At 34.8% G+C, this 15,684-nt stretch carries 14 protein-coding genes; 13 read left to right on the top strand and 1 reads right to left on the bottom strand.

The genetic code is table 11. From position 1 onward, the window contains the following. Positions 1 to 165: 165 nt before the first annotated feature. The 10 genes from GQA99_RS11465 (at position 166) to GQA99_RS11420 (ending at position 10,960) form a co-directional block, all read left to right on the top strand. Positions 166 to 984 (top strand): NAD-dependent epimerase/dehydratase family protein, encoded by an 819-nt coding sequence (locus GQA99_RS11465; RefSeq protein ID WP_160054022.1) that lies wholly within the window; start codon positions 166 to 168, stop codon positions 982 to 984. A gap of 1 nt (position 985) precedes the next feature. Further along, a complete protein-coding gene (locus tag GQA99_RS11460) occupies positions 986 to 1,960 on the top strand; it encodes an ATP-grasp domain-containing protein (protein WP_160054021.1) in 975 nt (324 codons plus the stop codon). Then, the gene (locus GQA99_RS11455; RefSeq protein WP_160054020.1) at positions 1,957 to 2,661 is read left to right on the top strand and encodes a metallophosphoesterase family protein; all 705 of its coding nucleotides are present in this window, start codon (positions 1,957 to 1,959) and stop codon (positions 2,659 to 2,661) included. The genes GQA99_RS11460 and GQA99_RS11455 overlap by 4 nt, the downstream gene beginning before the upstream one ends. A gap of 234 nt (positions 2,662 to 2,895) precedes the next feature. Then, positions 2,896 to 4,044, top strand: a complete 1,149-nt coding sequence (locus GQA99_RS11450; protein WP_160054019.1) for an ATP-grasp domain-containing protein — start codon at positions 2,896 to 2,898, stop codon at positions 4,042 to 4,044. 1 nt (position 4,045) lies between these two features. Beyond that, positions 4,046 to 5,182, top strand: a complete 1,137-nt coding sequence (rffA, locus tag GQA99_RS11445) for a dTDP-4-amino-4,6-dideoxygalactose transaminase (protein WP_160054018.1) — start codon at positions 4,046 to 4,048, stop codon at positions 5,180 to 5,182. Between the two features lie 38 nt (positions 5,183 to 5,220). After that, positions 5,221 to 6,282, top strand: a complete 1,062-nt coding sequence (locus GQA99_RS11440) for a TDP-N-acetylfucosamine:lipid II N-acetylfucosaminyltransferase family protein (RefSeq protein ID WP_160054017.1) — start codon at positions 5,221 to 5,223, stop codon at positions 6,280 to 6,282. Between the two features lie 32 nt (positions 6,283 to 6,314). Further along, positions 6,315 to 7,724: a lipopolysaccharide biosynthesis protein gene (locus GQA99_RS11435; protein ID WP_160054016.1), complete on the top strand. Its 1,410-nt coding sequence runs from the start codon at positions 6,315 to 6,317 to the stop codon at positions 7,722 to 7,724. Between the two features lie 54 nt (positions 7,725 to 7,778). After that, entirely contained in the window at positions 7,779 to 8,849 is a 1,071-nt protein-coding gene (locus tag GQA99_RS11430; protein WP_160054015.1) for a glycosyltransferase family 4 protein, read from the top strand. A 16-nt stretch (positions 8,850 to 8,865) separates the two neighbouring features. Then, positions 8,866 to 9,861, top strand: a complete 996-nt coding sequence (locus GQA99_RS11425; protein ID WP_160054014.1) for an EpsG family protein — start codon at positions 8,866 to 8,868, stop codon at positions 9,859 to 9,861. 13 nt (positions 9,862 to 9,874) lie between these two features. Then, positions 9,875 to 10,960 carry a glycosyltransferase gene (locus GQA99_RS11420; RefSeq protein ID WP_160054013.1) on the top strand — a complete coding sequence of 362 codons (1,086 nt, stop codon included), beginning with the start codon at positions 9,875 to 9,877 and terminating at the stop codon, positions 10,958 to 10,960. A 389-nt stretch (positions 10,961 to 11,349) separates the two neighbouring features. Here GQA99_RS11420 and GQA99_RS11415 read toward each other — a convergent pair whose 3' ends face one another. Beyond that, complete coding sequence (locus GQA99_RS11415) at positions 11,350 to 12,558, bottom strand: IS4 family transposase (RefSeq protein WP_160054012.1); 1,209 nt, start codon at positions 12,556 to 12,558, stop codon at positions 11,350 to 11,352. A 221-nt stretch (positions 12,559 to 12,779) separates the two neighbouring features. On the opposite strand from GQA99_RS11415, the gene GQA99_RS11410 reads away from it, so the two are divergent. The 3 genes from GQA99_RS11410 to GQA99_RS11400 are packed head-to-tail and all read left to right on the top strand — an operon-like array spanning position 12,780 to position 15,460. Next, positions 12,780 to 13,928 carry a glycosyltransferase family 4 protein gene (locus tag GQA99_RS11410; protein WP_160054011.1) on the top strand — a complete coding sequence of 383 codons (1,149 nt, stop codon included), beginning with the start codon at positions 12,780 to 12,782 and terminating at the stop codon, positions 13,926 to 13,928. Positions 13,929 to 13,967: 39 nt separating this feature from the next. Next, positions 13,968 to 14,915, top strand: coding sequence for an NAD-dependent epimerase/dehydratase family protein (locus GQA99_RS11405; protein WP_160054010.1), 948 nt, complete (start codon positions 13,968 to 13,970; stop codon positions 14,913 to 14,915). Then, positions 14,912 to 15,460 carry a sugar transferase gene (locus tag GQA99_RS11400; RefSeq protein WP_160054009.1) on the top strand — a complete coding sequence of 183 codons (549 nt, stop codon included), beginning with the start codon at positions 14,912 to 14,914 and terminating at the stop codon, positions 15,458 to 15,460. The genes GQA99_RS11405 and GQA99_RS11400 overlap by 4 nt, the downstream gene beginning before the upstream one ends. Positions 15,461 to 15,684 lie beyond the last annotated feature (224 nt).

Below are 15,684 nucleotides of genomic sequence, written 5' to 3'. Positions count from 1 at the left end.
GTGAAGGCTTCAAGGTACATAATTTACTCTCCTAAAAGAGAGTATAAGATCACAGCTAAGCCAAGGCGTCAAACAGATTGTGTGTCAATATCATCAGCTCAAAAAACGTTCACGATCTCACCCTGAGGTGTCATCAGTTCATAATTAGCTTAGGTAATTCAAGTCATGAATATTTTATTGTTAGGTAGTACAGGGATGTTAGGCAAAACAATTAACGCTGGGTTGAATGAAAGTTATAATACTTTATGTCCCAATAGAAGAAACTTGGACGTAACTAATAAAGAGACACTACTTAACTATTGTCGATTGAATAAAGTGGATGCGATTATAAATTGCATAGTTGAATACGATTCAACGGAACCATTTAAAATGTTTCAAATCAACTCATTACTTCCTATGACTTTATTTGAGGTCGCTAATGAATTGGGGATGTCTAAGTTTATAAATATTTCGACACTTTCTGCGGATAATAGAAAAGAAAATGAATACTTTGATAGCTACGGTTTGTCAAAGTTACTATCCGATAAATTTATTTTGAATAGTCAATCTGGCTCTGCACATCCTTACATAATTCGGTGCCCACAGATCATTTCGGCTGACAGTTTAGATAATCAATTTTTCATTAAGAATATAATAGATAGTTTGGTTAGAGGAAATGAGATTGTTATTTATGGTAATAACGATCCGTATAGAAACATTATTACACCAAATGAAGTATGCAAATTGGTAGTTTACTTATTGAGTTCTGACACTGTTGTTGATAAATTTATAAATGCATTAAACCCAAAAAGTAGGAAATTATCCGAAATGATTGATTTTTTCGCCAAGATAATAGGCGTTCCTGCTCGGTACTCTTTCGAACGGTCAAAAAATGACATAAAAAACTACTTTATTCCAGAAATGTTAAGTTGTCACTTTAAGCATATACTTTGCGATACTGATACAAGTATTCAAATTGAATTATTGAAATACATAGAGAAATGAAATGAACTATAATGTTTTAGTTACAGGTGTCGGCGCAATTATTGGTTATGGAATTGTAAGAGCAATTAAAAAGTCGAATAAGTCACATAGAGTAATTGGCGTAGATATTTATGATGATGCGATAGGTCAAGAATGGTGTGATGATTTCATCACTGGGAAAATGGCTAGCGATGATGAATACGTAGAATTCATGTTGGATTTATGTCTAAAAGAGCGTGTTTCAATAATTATACCAGGGATAGAGCAAGATATGTTTTCTTTGATGAGGCATGTCGAAAAGTTCGATAAAATAAATACAAAAATAGCTATAAACGATATTAATTTGATCGACTTGTGTAAAGATAAGTGGTTGTTTTATCGTTATTTCTTGGGGACTAAATTTGAACGATTATTGATCCCAACATCGATTAGTGGTAGTTACGAGGAAAATAAAGATCAACTAGGAGATACATTTTTGTTAAAACCTAGGCGCTCTTATGCTTCAAAAGGAATTTTAAAAATAGAATGCGAAAATGATTTTTCATATTGGAAAAATAAACTTGGCGACAATTTCATGGTACAGAAAGTCATTGGGAACGTTAATGATGAGTATACTGCATCAGTCTTCGGTTATGGAAATGGTGAAACTTCTGAATCAATAATTTTTAAGCGTAAATTAAGTGGAGAGGGAGCAACAGCTAAGGCTGAAGTAGTGTTGAATAAGCAAATTGACACTGCAATTGGTGAATTATCATCACACTTAAAACCTCTGGGAGCTACTAATTTTCAATTTAGATTTGATGATGAACAGCTTAAGATATTAGAAATTAATCCGAGAATATCATCAGCCACATCTTTAAGAGAGTTGTGCGGGTACAACGAAGCTATAATGTCTATTGATTTCTTTTTAAATGGGAAAAAGCAGATCGCTCAGTATAAAAAATCTGGAACTATAGGTAGAAAATTTTTACGTTATATTGAAGACCATAGTATATGAAAATTCTGATTATTTCTGACATTCACGGTAATCTTCCTGCTTTGGAGGCTGTTTTTAATCAGGTTGATATTAATAGCTTTGACAGAATTATATCACTCGGAGATGTTTGCGGTTACTATCCATTTGTTAACGAATGTTTGGGGTTGTTGAAAAACTATGAAACTGAACTGGTTATTGGTAATCATGATAAGTACCTTCTAGAAAACACTCAATGCGGACGTTCTACAAGCGCTAATTTGTTACTGGATTACCATAAAGAAATCATTTCTGAGTCATCATTAGATTATTTAAAGACCTCTAAAGAATATATAGTTATGGATGACATTATTTTTACCCATGGAAGTTTAGATAATTATACAGAAGGTTATTTGTATTCAATACCGCCTAATTATTTACAGGACTACTCGTTCAATCGTGTTTTTGTTGGACATACACATGTTCAATCTGTCTTGAAATTAGATGATAATAAGCTGTTCTGTAATCCAGGCTCTGTTGGGCAACCAAGAGATGGTATTTCTACCGCAGCATATGCTGTAATAAATAATGGATATATCGAATTACATCGAGCAGATTATGATAAACAAGTTTTATTCGCTAAAATGCGCTCTCTTGGCTTCGAAGAATATTTGTATGATTGTCTTAATTATGGAACTCGTATCGGTGGGAAAGTTGATAAGATTGATTTAGTTGAAAACTCATAATTATGAATTAATAAATTGAGATAAGTATTGTTTAGTAAAATTTCAAGTTGAATCTATGAGAGTGTTTGTAAATTAAATGATTATTTAAAGTTTAATGCCTAATGGTTGTCTATAATAATGGAAGTTAACAATACTTATTTTGATGTGGTGGTGGAATTCACGTTTGTTAACTTTAAGATATATTATATCCCTATTGTTTAATTGTTTTAAATGAATGCTTGGAGTCTGTGTTGTATGAAAAAAGTTGCTGTGATAGGTTCCGGTGAGTTTCAGCTCCCATTAATAATGGCAGCAAAAAATCAAGGTGTTGAAACCCATGTTTTTTCTTGGGGGGGGAATGAGTCTGTTGCAGACTTTTTCTATAAGATAAGTATCGTTGAAAAAGAACAAATTTTAGATAAATGTAAACAGCTTGAAATTGATGGTATTTGCTCTATAGGTTCTGATCTTGCGAATATTACTGTTAATTATGTAGCATTGGCTATGGGATTGGTCACAAACAGTGAAGCATGTACAATATTCACGACTAATAAGTTTTTGATGAGAAAAGTCTTAAAGAAAGAGGGAATACCCATTCCAGAGTTTACTTACCTAAGTAAAGCCGTAGATTTCAAGCCAACCTCTTTCCCTATAATTGTGAAACCAATAGATCGTTCAGGAAGCCGTGGTATTTCTTTAGTTGAAAAGTATGACGATATAGAGAGGGCTATTGAGTCTGCTTATATAGAGTCTTTTACAAAGGAAATTCTCATTGAACAGTATATATCAGGCCGTGAGTTTAGTGTTGAGTCAATTAGTTATAATGGTGAACACGAAGTACTTCAGATTACAGAAAAATTTACTACTGAAGCGCCAGATTTTATTGAGACTGGACACACATGCCCCGCGAGAATAACAGCTTTTGAGAAAAAGTTGATTACAGATGTTATTTACAAGCTATTGGATGCAGTCTGTATGATAAATGGAGCATCTCATTCAGAATTAAAAATTGACGAAAATGGTGATGTTTATATAATTGAAATCGGTTCGAGAATGGGTGGGGACTATATTGGTTCAGATCTGGTTAAAGATAGTACAGGTTTTGATTTTGTTACAGCGGTGCTAGATATTTCATTAGGAAAACCCTATCAAAGAGATAATTATATTTCTGATTTAATAGAGCCTAGAGCATCAATAGTGAAGTTTTTATTCAATAGGACTGATTTGGTTATAGCAGACAGTATAAAAGAAATAAAAAACCTATCAGTATTGCATTCTGTTTTTAATGAAAGTGCGATGTTAGAAGGAAAGAAAATTAAGTCTAGTGCCGATAGGTACGGTCATATTCTTGTATCTGTGTGTAAAGAAAAGCAGAGTGATACGTTAAGCATCTTGGGGTTTTAATATGATACCATTTAATAAGCCGTACTTGCAGGGCTGTGAGTTAGTTAATATCGCTGAAGTGATAACAACAGGAAAGATTTCTGGGGATGGTGTTTACACTAAAAAGTGTCATACATTTTTTGAGCAAAAATATGGGTTTAAAAAAGTATTGCTAACAACATCTTGTACCGATGCTCTTGAAATGGCAGCTATACTATTAGATATACAGCCAGGAGACGAGGTCATAGCACCATCTTATACCTTTGTGTCAACAGTTAATGCTTTTGTCCTAAGAGGTGCAAAAATTAAATTTGCTGATAGTTGCAGATCTAATCCGAATATTGATCCTGAACAAATTGAAAATCTTATATCTCTAAGAACAAAGGCAATTGTTGTTGTACATTATGCGGGGGTAGCATGTGACATGGACCGCATAATGGATATCGCTAATAAATTTAATATTCCAGTTGTTGAAGATGCTGCTCAAGCTGTAGATTCGTATTATAAGGATAAACCTCTTGGAAGTATCGGTACTTTTGGTACATTCTCATTTCATGAAACTAAAAATATCATAGCAGGAGAAGGTGGTTTATTAGTTATTAATGACGATAAATTTGCTCATAGGGCAGAAATAATTAGAGAAAAGGGGACAAATAGAACTTCGTTCTATAGAGGGGAAGTGGCTAAGTATGGTTGGGTTGACATAGGTTCTTCATTTTTGCCATCTGATATTATTGCTGCATGTTTATATGGACAATTGCAAAATATGGATGACATTCAGAATAAGCGTAAAGAATTATGGAACCGTTATTTTAATAATTTGAAGAATTTAACAACTAATAATGGTATAGCACTCCCTAATTTATCTGAGTTTTCTACTAATAATGCACATATGTTTTATTTAATATGTGAAAGTTTGGAACAACGAACTTCTATTATTAGTTACCTTAAAGATAATGACATAAGCTCTGTTTTTCATTATCTATCACTTCATTCAAGTGAGTTTTATTTAGAAGAGTACGAGGGTGCTGAATTGTCTAATGCCGATAAATTCACAGACCGCCTCTTACGCTTACCTTTATATTATGAGTTAAGTTTTACTGATGTTGATTATATTTGCCAAGTCATCGGTTCATTTTTAAGTAAGAAAATAAAGTGATTTTGTACGAAATATTTAATTAGTTCAAGGTGGTTTGTGTGGACAGTAAAACTAGATGCCTTCATTTGGCTAATAATAGTATTCAATTTAGAAATAAATTCGTACCAGATTACGCCTCTATGATAACTAGGCATTCTAAGAATGTTGAACATGACTTTATCTATATTGGTGATGATACCGGTTTGGAAGACAATCATAGCTATAAAGTGTTTAGTAATTCTTTTTTTGATGTTATTAGATTTGCACTTATACTTAGGCTTTACGATAAAGTAGTTTTTCATACGTTACCTAATAAATTTTACACTTTATTACTTCCTTGCTTCTTTTTTTTATTTCGTACAGAAAAGTTTTATATAACTCTATGGGGAGGTGAGATTTATTACGAAGATAATTTATCTCCAAAAGCCATGGTTATGCAATATTTTTCGAAAATATTTCTTAGAAGAATGGATGGTTTTATTACTCACATAGAAAAAGATTATGAATTAGCAAAGTCAATATCAAAAAATGAAAAGGCTAAGTTATTCAATCTTGGATCTTTTTATCCAAGCAATATAGTCATCGGAGCTGAGGGGCTTCTAGATAAATCATCTACAAAATTGAACGTAATGATAGGCGCCTCAGCTTTGAAGCGAAATGCTCACGAAATAATAATTGACCGCTTGGCTTTACTTAATGGTTGTGGGAATGTTAAATATTATATTCCTTTGTCATATGGCGATTTAGAGTATGCCAAATACATTTCGCTCTATGCAATTGATAAATTAGGCGGAAGCAATGTAGAAATATTGGCAGAGTTCATGGAACCTTCAGAGTATTTCAAGTTTTTAACTAAAATTGATATTGCTATTTTTGGTCATGATGGACAACAAGCTATGGGGAATATATTAAACTTGTTATCGGTTGGCTCTAATGTATTCTTGAATGTTAATAGTACTACGTACGAGAGTTTAAATCGATTTGGTTTTAAAGTTTTTAACTTTGAAGATATTAAATTAGATAAAGAAGTGCTAGATGGTAATGTTCAACTTGCAGATAAGATGTTTTCGTTAGACGTTACAATAAGAAAGCAAAACGCATTTTATACTCATAAACTATAATTTTTATTAGGTTAGGCTCCTCCGGTGTGTTCATGAATTTAAAGAAAATATTGTCATATTCTTTTGGCCCTTTAGGTGGAGCTTTTTTCTCCTTTATAACTTTACCTTTAATCGCTAACTATTTTACTGTAGAAGACGTCGGTAGATACTCAATTCTTCAAGTGACTTTAAGTCTAGGTGTTATAATATTTTCCTTAGGATTAGACCAAGCATTTGTTAGAGAGTATCATGAGTGTGATAATAAAAATAATTTAGCAAAAGTTATGATGTTACCTAATGTTATTTTCTTTCCGATTTTAATGCTTTTATTTTGTTTTATTCCAATAATAAGTTTTACACTTGATTTTGATGATAAGTTTAGTTCCATAACAATTGCATTAACATTGTGTCTACTTATTTTCAATAATCAGCTTGCTTATATATTTAGAATGGAAGAGAAAGGTTTTATCTATTCTTTAACAATAATAATACCGAAGTTTGTTTTTTTTATTACGATTTTATTATTGATTTATTGGTATGAAATATTTAATTTTGGATATTTGGTTTTAGCCTACTTTTTGTCGGTTATGGGTACTACACTGGTGTCTATACTATGCTTAAATAGAGATTTTTTTGGATGTTTCAAATCAGGCGTTGATTTTGTTAAATTGAAAGAAATGCTTCACTTTGGTTTACCCCTTATTGTAGCTGGTCTTGCGTATACAGGACTTACTACTTTAGATAGATATTTTATCAAATCGTTATCCACTTTACATGAAGTAGGTATATATGCGCTTGCAATAGGCTTTGCTAGTATAGCTGGTATATTCTCGTCTATATTTTCAAGCATGTGGCACCCTATCGTTTATCGTTGGGTGAGCGAAGGTGTTAAAATAACTAAGATAGTAATTTCAATTGAGGTTATGATACTTTTTTTGAGTTTTTCTTGGTCATCATTTGGTGTGTTGTCGTTTGTTTTGAAATCGTTTGTTCCTGATAGCTATACCGATTTAAATTTTTTATTTGTTGCTGCTGTTGGTGTTCCGTTAATATATATGTTATCAGAGGTCACACAGGTAGGTATTGGGATATCTAGACGGACTTCATTTTCGATTATTGCTTCTGTAGTCGCACTGGTTGTAAACGTGGTATTAAATTTCATTTTTATACCAGCCTACGGAGCTTCTGGAGCTGCTATAGCAACTTTAGTTGCATTCTTTGTTTTTTTTACAATTAGAACGGAGTCTAGTGTATTTCTTTGGCAGTCATTCCCTAGGGGGAAGGTATATGTAATACTCATATTGTATGTGTCTTTATCTATTTCGCTTCAGTTTTACAATGTGAGTTTCATTGTTAACAGTTGCCTTTGGGGGGGCGCATTTTTAGTTACATTAATCTTTTTTAGTGGGAGGGTCAAATTTTTATATTTTTCCTTCCTTGAATTAAAGGAACGAAGAGTATAACTCTAATTTTTGGTTTTTTATTGTTTTGAGTATTTTTTACTGATTTAGGTTTATATGAAGAATATATGTTTTTTTGTTGGGGATTTAAGCAATAGTGGTGGAACGGAAAGAGTTTCGACTGTTATTGCAAATGATTTATGTCAACATGGATATAATGTCCATATAGTAAGTTTAAAAAGTTGTTTGAAGCCATTTTTTGAACTTTCACCTAGTATTTCATATCATTCATTTTTTAGTACAACTGGTAGCGGTGTGTTTCGGTTCCCATCGACAATCAAAATGTTGAGGTCATATTTAAAGCGACATAATATAGATACATTGATCGATGTAGAATCTATGTTGGCGCTATACGCATTGCCTGCAACAGTGGGTTTAAATATAAAACATATATGCTGGGAGCACTTTAACTTTTCTGTAGATCTAGGCAAGCCCTCTCGTCGTCTAGCACGTAGATTAGCTGCTCGTTTTGCTGATCATGTAGTTACATTAACTGAACGGGATAGGGAGTTATGGCTTGCCAATATGACCTGTAATGCTGATATTAGAGCAATTGCCAATCCAATAACAATTGATTTACCTAATTCAGTTAATTCCGATAAGTCCAAGCTTTTTTTGGCTGTTGGTAGATTAACATATCAAAAAGGATTTGACTTGTTACTTCAGTCTTGGGCTGAGGTAGCGTTGTCTAATACGGATTGGCGGTTACGAATAGTTGGTGATGGTGAAGATAAATTAAAACTGGAACAAATGTGCAAGGATTTAAATATTATTAATAGTGTTGAATTTGTGTCTAATACTAATGATATTTCCGCTCATTATCAGCAAGCTGCTTATTTTGTGATGAGTTCTCGTTTTGAAGGGCTTCCATTGGTTTTAATTGAGGCACAAGCATTTGGTTTGCCGATAATTTCTTTTGATTGTGACACTGGTCCATCTGAGATTATTTTAGATAATGAAACTGGTTGGTTATGTGAAGACGGTAATATACAAGCGTTATCAGCAAATTTATTAAAAGCCATAGAAATATCGAAACCGGTTTACATCGAGTTATCTAGAATGTCAGTTGACAATGCAAACCGTTTCTTGCCCAAAGCTATCATTGCTAGTTGGTTGAAATTGCTATGAAAGAGAAAGGTTTTTTATGCGTATATATACATCCAGCTTGAAAATTTTTTTCTATTTGTTTTTTTCTTCTTTCTTCGCTTTTTTATTAACGCTTTTCCCAAATGAATATTTTAGAGATAGAGAAAACTATGTGGTATATGCCATTGATTCTTTGAATATCATGGCGCGTTATGACGGCATAGCATTGCTTACAAATGAGCCTTTGTTTCTTCTTTTGAACAGCATTTTGTCATTTTTTCTTAAACCAGACGCTGTTCCTCTTGTTTTTGTTTTTTTTATTGCTTTCACTGTTAGTTACTTTGTATTTGTTCGAAGTAAAAACTTACTTTTTCTAATTTTTGGTTTTTTGGCTATCCTTCTGATTCCTCAGTCATTCCATATGTTGTTAATAGTTTTGCGTCAGGCTTTTACAGCATCATTGTTAATGTGGGTGGCTTATTTTTTCTGGCAGTCTAAATGGTTCCTTCCTTTAGTGTTCGTGTTGGGTTTCATTCATTCATCAAGCTTTATTGTTTTTGCTTTTTTTACAATAGATAAATTGTTTTCAGTATTTATTTCGAAAGATATTAATGCAAGAGTTGTATTTATTATATTTATTTCTGGACTTGTTAGTTTTATGATAATGCCACTTGCTGAGGTATTAGCATTGAGACAAGCAACTGAATATGACAACGCAAAAAGTGGCGGGGGGGGAGGGAATTTTATATTGTATGTCATCCTTTTAATAACCATTCTTACCCAGAGTAAACAAAGATTCGCTGGAGATGGGATATATGTTATTGGAGTTCTTGGTATAGGTATTTATTTAGGTATGTATTTCTTAAGCCCCTTTGCTGGTCGATTGATTACAACTTTTATACCATTCGTTATATGTTTAATATGTTTTTTTGGGAATAAGCGTGCTTTGTTATTAGCTTTCTTTTTCGTTTTAGTTAATGCTTTTGTTTTTAAAGATGCTATAGAAAACAATAGTCTTACTGAACAAGGTGTACAGTACTTAATTGAGAGGTAACCGGAAAAGTAAAATGAATATTTTATTAATTATTACTGGCCTAGGAATGGGTGGCGCAGAAACTCAAGTGTGTAACTTGGCTGATCAGTTTTCTGAATTAGGTCATCAGGTTTTATTGATTTCAATGACTGGTGAAATCGTTAATAAGCCTGTATCTAATTCAGTGCAGGTAGTTACACTAAAAATGAAAAAAAATCTTTTTGGTTTTTGTAGCGCTTATTTAAGAGCTAATAGGCTTATTAAAAGCTTTAATCCTGATGTCGTACACAGCCATATGGTTCATGCAAATTTGTTTGCTCGACTCTTACGTCTAAGTGTACGTATTCCTAAATTGATTTCAACTGCACATAGTTCTAATGAGGGCGGATTTATTAGGATGTTTGCATATCGCTTAACTGATCCATTGTGTGATTTGAGCACTAATGTCAGTCAAGAAGCGGTGGATATATCTGTTAAACGTGGAGCTTTTGTACACAAGCGAATTGTTGCTGTTCATAACGGTGTAGATACGGAACGCTTTAGATTTAATATATTGAGTCGGAAGATGAAGCGTTGTGAATTAGGTTTATCTGATGATATTACTTTGTTATTGGCAGTAGGGCGTTTAACCGAAGCTAAAGACTACCCCACTCTTCTTAAAGCTCTCAGAATAGTTATACAGTCAGGAAATAAGGTTAAATTAGCTATTATTGGTACAGGAGAAGAACAACAGAAATTATCTAAAATGGCTGTAGAACTCGGGATTAATGATCATATACATTTTTTAGGATTACGTCATGACGTTCATGAATGGATGAGCGCTGCGGATATGTTTGTTCTCTCCTCTGCTTGGGAAGGATTCGGTTTAGTTGTCGCTGAAGCTATGTCTTGCGAACGACTTGTTATCGCTACTGATTGTGGTGGTGTAAAGGAGGTTGTTGGGCGTGCAGGCATACTTGTTTCTTCAAAAAATACTACAGCATTATCTCAAGGATTGATGGAGGGACTAGCTTTGTCATCTGACTCTGTAGCGGAATTCGGTGCACTTGCACGCGAAAGAATTGTGGAGTTGTATTCTCTTCGTACTCAATCTTTGCGGTGGTTGTGTCTTTATAGTTAATTTGCAGTCTGGTCACGTCATCGGTTTGTTGTTATGTTTACAGTTGATTCACTTTTGTTTGTTTTACTCCTGGGGTATTAACTAACACGGCAACCTGCTAGCTTTATTTTGTCACATTTTTTAAAACGAAATAAAATGCTTAGAGATTTTTGGGAGTTATATTTAATATTTATAGTGTAGTGTTTCGTCAATTTCATTTTTAATTTCCTGTTTTAATTATCTAGGTTGTAAATATGTTGTTTATTTAAGGGGTTCATTTGAGAGTCGAATTGATAAGGTACATAAGCATTTAATTTATACCTTTATGGGAATAGCTGTGTCATGTCAATTTTAAAAGTGCGTGAATGTTATTCCTCAAATTTAAAAAAGCTTAGTACTGAGGGATCCCCTCATAAATCGCCAAGTGCGTAGCTGTATTGATGTAATTGTTTAAGGAGCAACACACCAGCCGCAAGCAACTCTTGTGGGCAAATAGGGTAATCAGGCCTTCGCATGACTTCCATGCCTAAACGCACTGTCGATAAGACATTTCTTGTTCGTATTGTATTTGCCTGAAAGTGCCGGTCCCAACCCTGCTGTATTGCGTGCAATCCTGCTAGCCAAAACATAAGCTGTAACATCAGTGCGATTAATAAGATGATGTCGAAACGTTCAGGACTATTAGTGCGACTCTGCCTCAGTCCTAACCCATATGCAGGGCTCTTTAGGTCACGAAACGTCTCTTCGATTTGCATTCGCTTAGCATAGAGATTAACTAACTGCTTTGGTGTTCGAGCTGTTGGCGGTAAATTAGTCGCAAGCACCCAAGGTTCCTTGTTTGCCACTGAGTATACTGTCGACGATGGGTGATGACAGTTGGTTCGCGTCGAACGTTGGCATTTTCTTCCTTTGGGTAACGACTTGTATAGTGCCATGTGGCAATGGATTGGATTACTCTTGGTGAGCTTTTTGTAGCCTAATGCTTTAGGTCTACTGGATGCTTGAGTGTATAACTTGCTAATGGGCTTCCAGTTATCGGAACCAATAGCGGCGAATTGAACTTTGCCACGAATGCGACTCAACCAAAACCAACCATGGGCTTCAACGGATTTGAACCAAGGCACTTTAAAGCCAGCATCATTGACGATAAGAGGCGTGACATTGGGCGGTAAAATACTGGCCAAATCATTTAAAAATAGGTCATGTGCGGACTTGGCGCACTGCTGCGATAAAGGAAAGGCCTTCTCATAAAGAGTGATAGAGCGACCATGTAATGCAATAGACGCCCGGAGTGCCATCAATCGTTTGTGCTCACGAATATCAGACCAATCGACTAAGACCACGGGCATCGGGTTCCCAGAGCAAATAAAGCTAGCGTGCCATCGATAAACCGCGAGACGTTCTTTATGTAAATGATAGTTACCAAGTAATCTATCCATGCGCTTAATGTTGTGTTTAGTTTTGGCGTTACAAGGTAAGTTTCGACCAAGTTCGGTAAGTGTAAGTGTTTTACAGCTGAGTAACCCTCGGCAAGCTAAGGTTAAGGAATTTAAGCGTTTTAAATGCAATTCAGGGCAGAATTGATAAAGAGAATCGTGTAAAATATTAAGTTCGCGCATCTTGTTGTCTGGTCAGTAGATTTTTAGCGAAACCATTTGATCATATAGCAAGATGCGCATTCAACTTAAATTGATGATTTTTATCAAAATCATCAGGGGATTCTTCAGAGCTTAGTAGTCTTTTTTTAAATGACTAATTATCATCGAAGCTAATATTGATTTGGTTTATTTTCCAACTGGTCTCTTGGCTTCTGGTTGGGCATGTATTATGTGAGGGTTGTATGGTTGGTGATGGTAAGAAAATTGTCTTAGTTGTAAACGTTGCTTGGTCAATGTTTAATTTTAGGCATGGTCTGATAGCTAGGCTACTCGAAGAAGGCTATAGTGTCACTATCATTACAGCACCAGATGAGTTCTCTATCAAATTGCGAGATATGGGGTGTGAAGTGATTGACTTGGCAATTTCGGCCAAGGGAACCAATCCTTTTAGAGATTTACAGTTAGTCTATGACCTTTATAGATATTATAGTAAGTTAAAACCTGATTTTATAATTCACTATAGTATTAAACCTAATATTTATGGATCACTTGCGGCTAAATTGGCTGGTTATCCATCAATTGCAATAACGACAGGTTTAGGCTATACATTTCTTAATAACAACATCATTGCAAATGTCGCACGTACTCTATACCGATTGTCATTTTGCTTTCCTAAAGAAGTATGGTTTTTAAATGATGATGACAGGCAAACCTTTTTGCGGCATAGGCTGGTTTCTAGGAACAAAGCAGTGCTTTTGTTTGGTGAAGGTGTTGATTTAGAACATTTCAAACCAAGACATAAAGCGCAATCCAATAATACCATGGCAATTGAGCCTGTACGCTTCTTGTTGATAGCTCGCATGCTTTGGGATAAAGGCGTTGCAGAATATGTGGATGCTGCTCGTATAGTCAAAAATAGTTACCCTCAGGCAATCTTTCAACTTTTAGGTCCTTGTGATGTCGAAAATCCCAGTGCAATTAATCGTAATTTAATCGCTAATTGGGAAACTGAAGGTGTTGTTGAATATCTTGGTACAACTGAAGATGTTAGGCCTTTAATAGCAGAAGCCGATTGTGTTGTTCTTCCTTCATATCGAGAAGGGATCCCAAGAACAATGATTGAATCAGCTGCAATGGCTAAACCTCTAATTGTCTCCGACGTAGCAGGTTGTAGAGAAGTTGTTATTCCTGATGTAACAGGTTTTGTGTGTCAAGTTAAAGACGCTCAAGATTTAGCGCAGTGTTGTCAAAAGTTAATTGCTCTGGACACGATTGAGCGATCTTTTATGGGCAATGCTGGTCGGCAATTTATGGAAGAACAGTTTGATGAAGAGCTGATTATTGAACAGTATTTGACAATGCTTAAGAAGTATGGTGTGAGTAATGTTTAAATTGTTATGTCTAACATATTTTCAGGCTAGGGGATGTGGATGATTTTATTGACCGGTGCGACGGGTTTTGTTGGTAGAGCCGTTTTATCTCAGCTCACATCGAAACCGCATTCCGATATACGTACCTTTGGTCGTAGTTCTTCATTTAGCTTGGAATTAAATGAGGTTTATGGACTGGAGCATCTCCAGGGGGACATTAATGGTACTTCGGATTATACATCAGCTTTATGTGGCGTTGATATTGTGATACACAGTGCTGCGCTGGCGCATGTTATGCACAGTAATAATAAGAATTGTGATAGTTATCGAGATATCAATTTCCATGGTGCCGTAAATCTTGCTAAACAATCTATTAATGCAGGCGTTAAACGCTTTGTGTTTATAAGTTCAATAGCTGTTAATGGTTCTTTTACGAATTTTCAGCCATTTACTATAGACTCTTCAGCCAACCCAGAGAGTGATTTTTCAAAATCAAAATATGATGCTGAAACTGAAATAATAAATATTGCAGCAGATAGTGGTTTAGAAGTGGTAATTGTTCGGCCTACACTAGTCTACGGTTCTAATGCTCCAGGGAACTTTGGTATACTTACAAAACTAATTACTAAGACACCTTTACTTCCTTTCGGATTAACTAATAATAAGCGTGACTTTATCGCAGTTCAAAACTTGGCTGACCTACTCATAACTTGTGCAAAACACCCTAATGCTGGGGGGCATACCTTTTTAGCTTCAGATGGCGAAACAGTGTCAATTAAAGACTTCACTAATGCAATTGCTAAAGGATTAAATAAAAAGTTAATCCAGTTACCTGTTCCAGTTAGTCTTATGTTTTTAGCTGCTCGCATTGTCGGAAAAAAAGCAATGGCAGAACAGCTATTAGGAAACTTACAAGTTGACTCTTCTAATGCTCAAGAAGTCTTAGGATGGGTTCCTCCTTTCACAATGGAGCAAGCAATGGCTTCACTTTCTGAGAATAAAAAATGATCCGTCTTATCGATTTTTTCGCTGCCTTTTTTGGCTTGTTATTTCTTTGGCCTGTTTTATTGATAGTCACTATTATTGGTATGTTTGATACAGGAGCACCGATTTTTGTTCAAACCCGTGTAGGCCGAAACAAAAAACCATTTAAACTGATTAAGTTTCGCACTATGTCTGTTGAAACAAAATCAGTGGCTAGTCACTTAGCGAGCAATGCTTCAATTACTAAACTAGGTAATTTTTTGCGCAAGACTAAGATCGATGAGCTACCGCAACTAATTAATGTAGTCAAAGGTGAGATGAGCTTGGTTGGTCCTCGTCCAAATTTATTTAACCAAGAAGAGTTAATAAAAGAGCGTGATGCATTAGGTGTTTATAACGTATTACCTGGTGTTACAGGCTTGGCTCAAGTGCAAAATATTGATATGTCGACACCAAAATTGTTAGCTGAGATAGACAAGCAGATGATTGATACACTTAGTCTCAAAAACTACTTTAAGTATATTTTGATGACAGTAACAGGTAGTGGTTCTGGTGATGCTGTAAAATAGAGTTATCTATTGGTGATCAGTTGCTAAGCGATTGACCTTTTCTCGTTGTTAAAAATCTCGATGTCTCAATTCAAAATCGATACAACAAAAACGTCTCAATTGCTTTTTATGATTTTAAAAAGTTGTTAAGTCGCGCTTTGTGATCATCACTCTGTTACTAGCTCAGTCCTATCATTAATTTTACGATGTATTGCATATCGGTCAATGTAACTTGTGCTAAACTA

The sequence above is a fragment of the Shewanella litoralis genome (assembly GCF_009828585.1).
GTDB classification, from domain to species: domain Bacteria; phylum Pseudomonadota; class Gammaproteobacteria; order Enterobacterales; family Shewanellaceae; genus Shewanella; species Shewanella litoralis.
The sequence above is the reverse complement of the archived record's forward strand: the minus strand, read 5'-3'. Positions and strand labels throughout refer to the sequence as shown.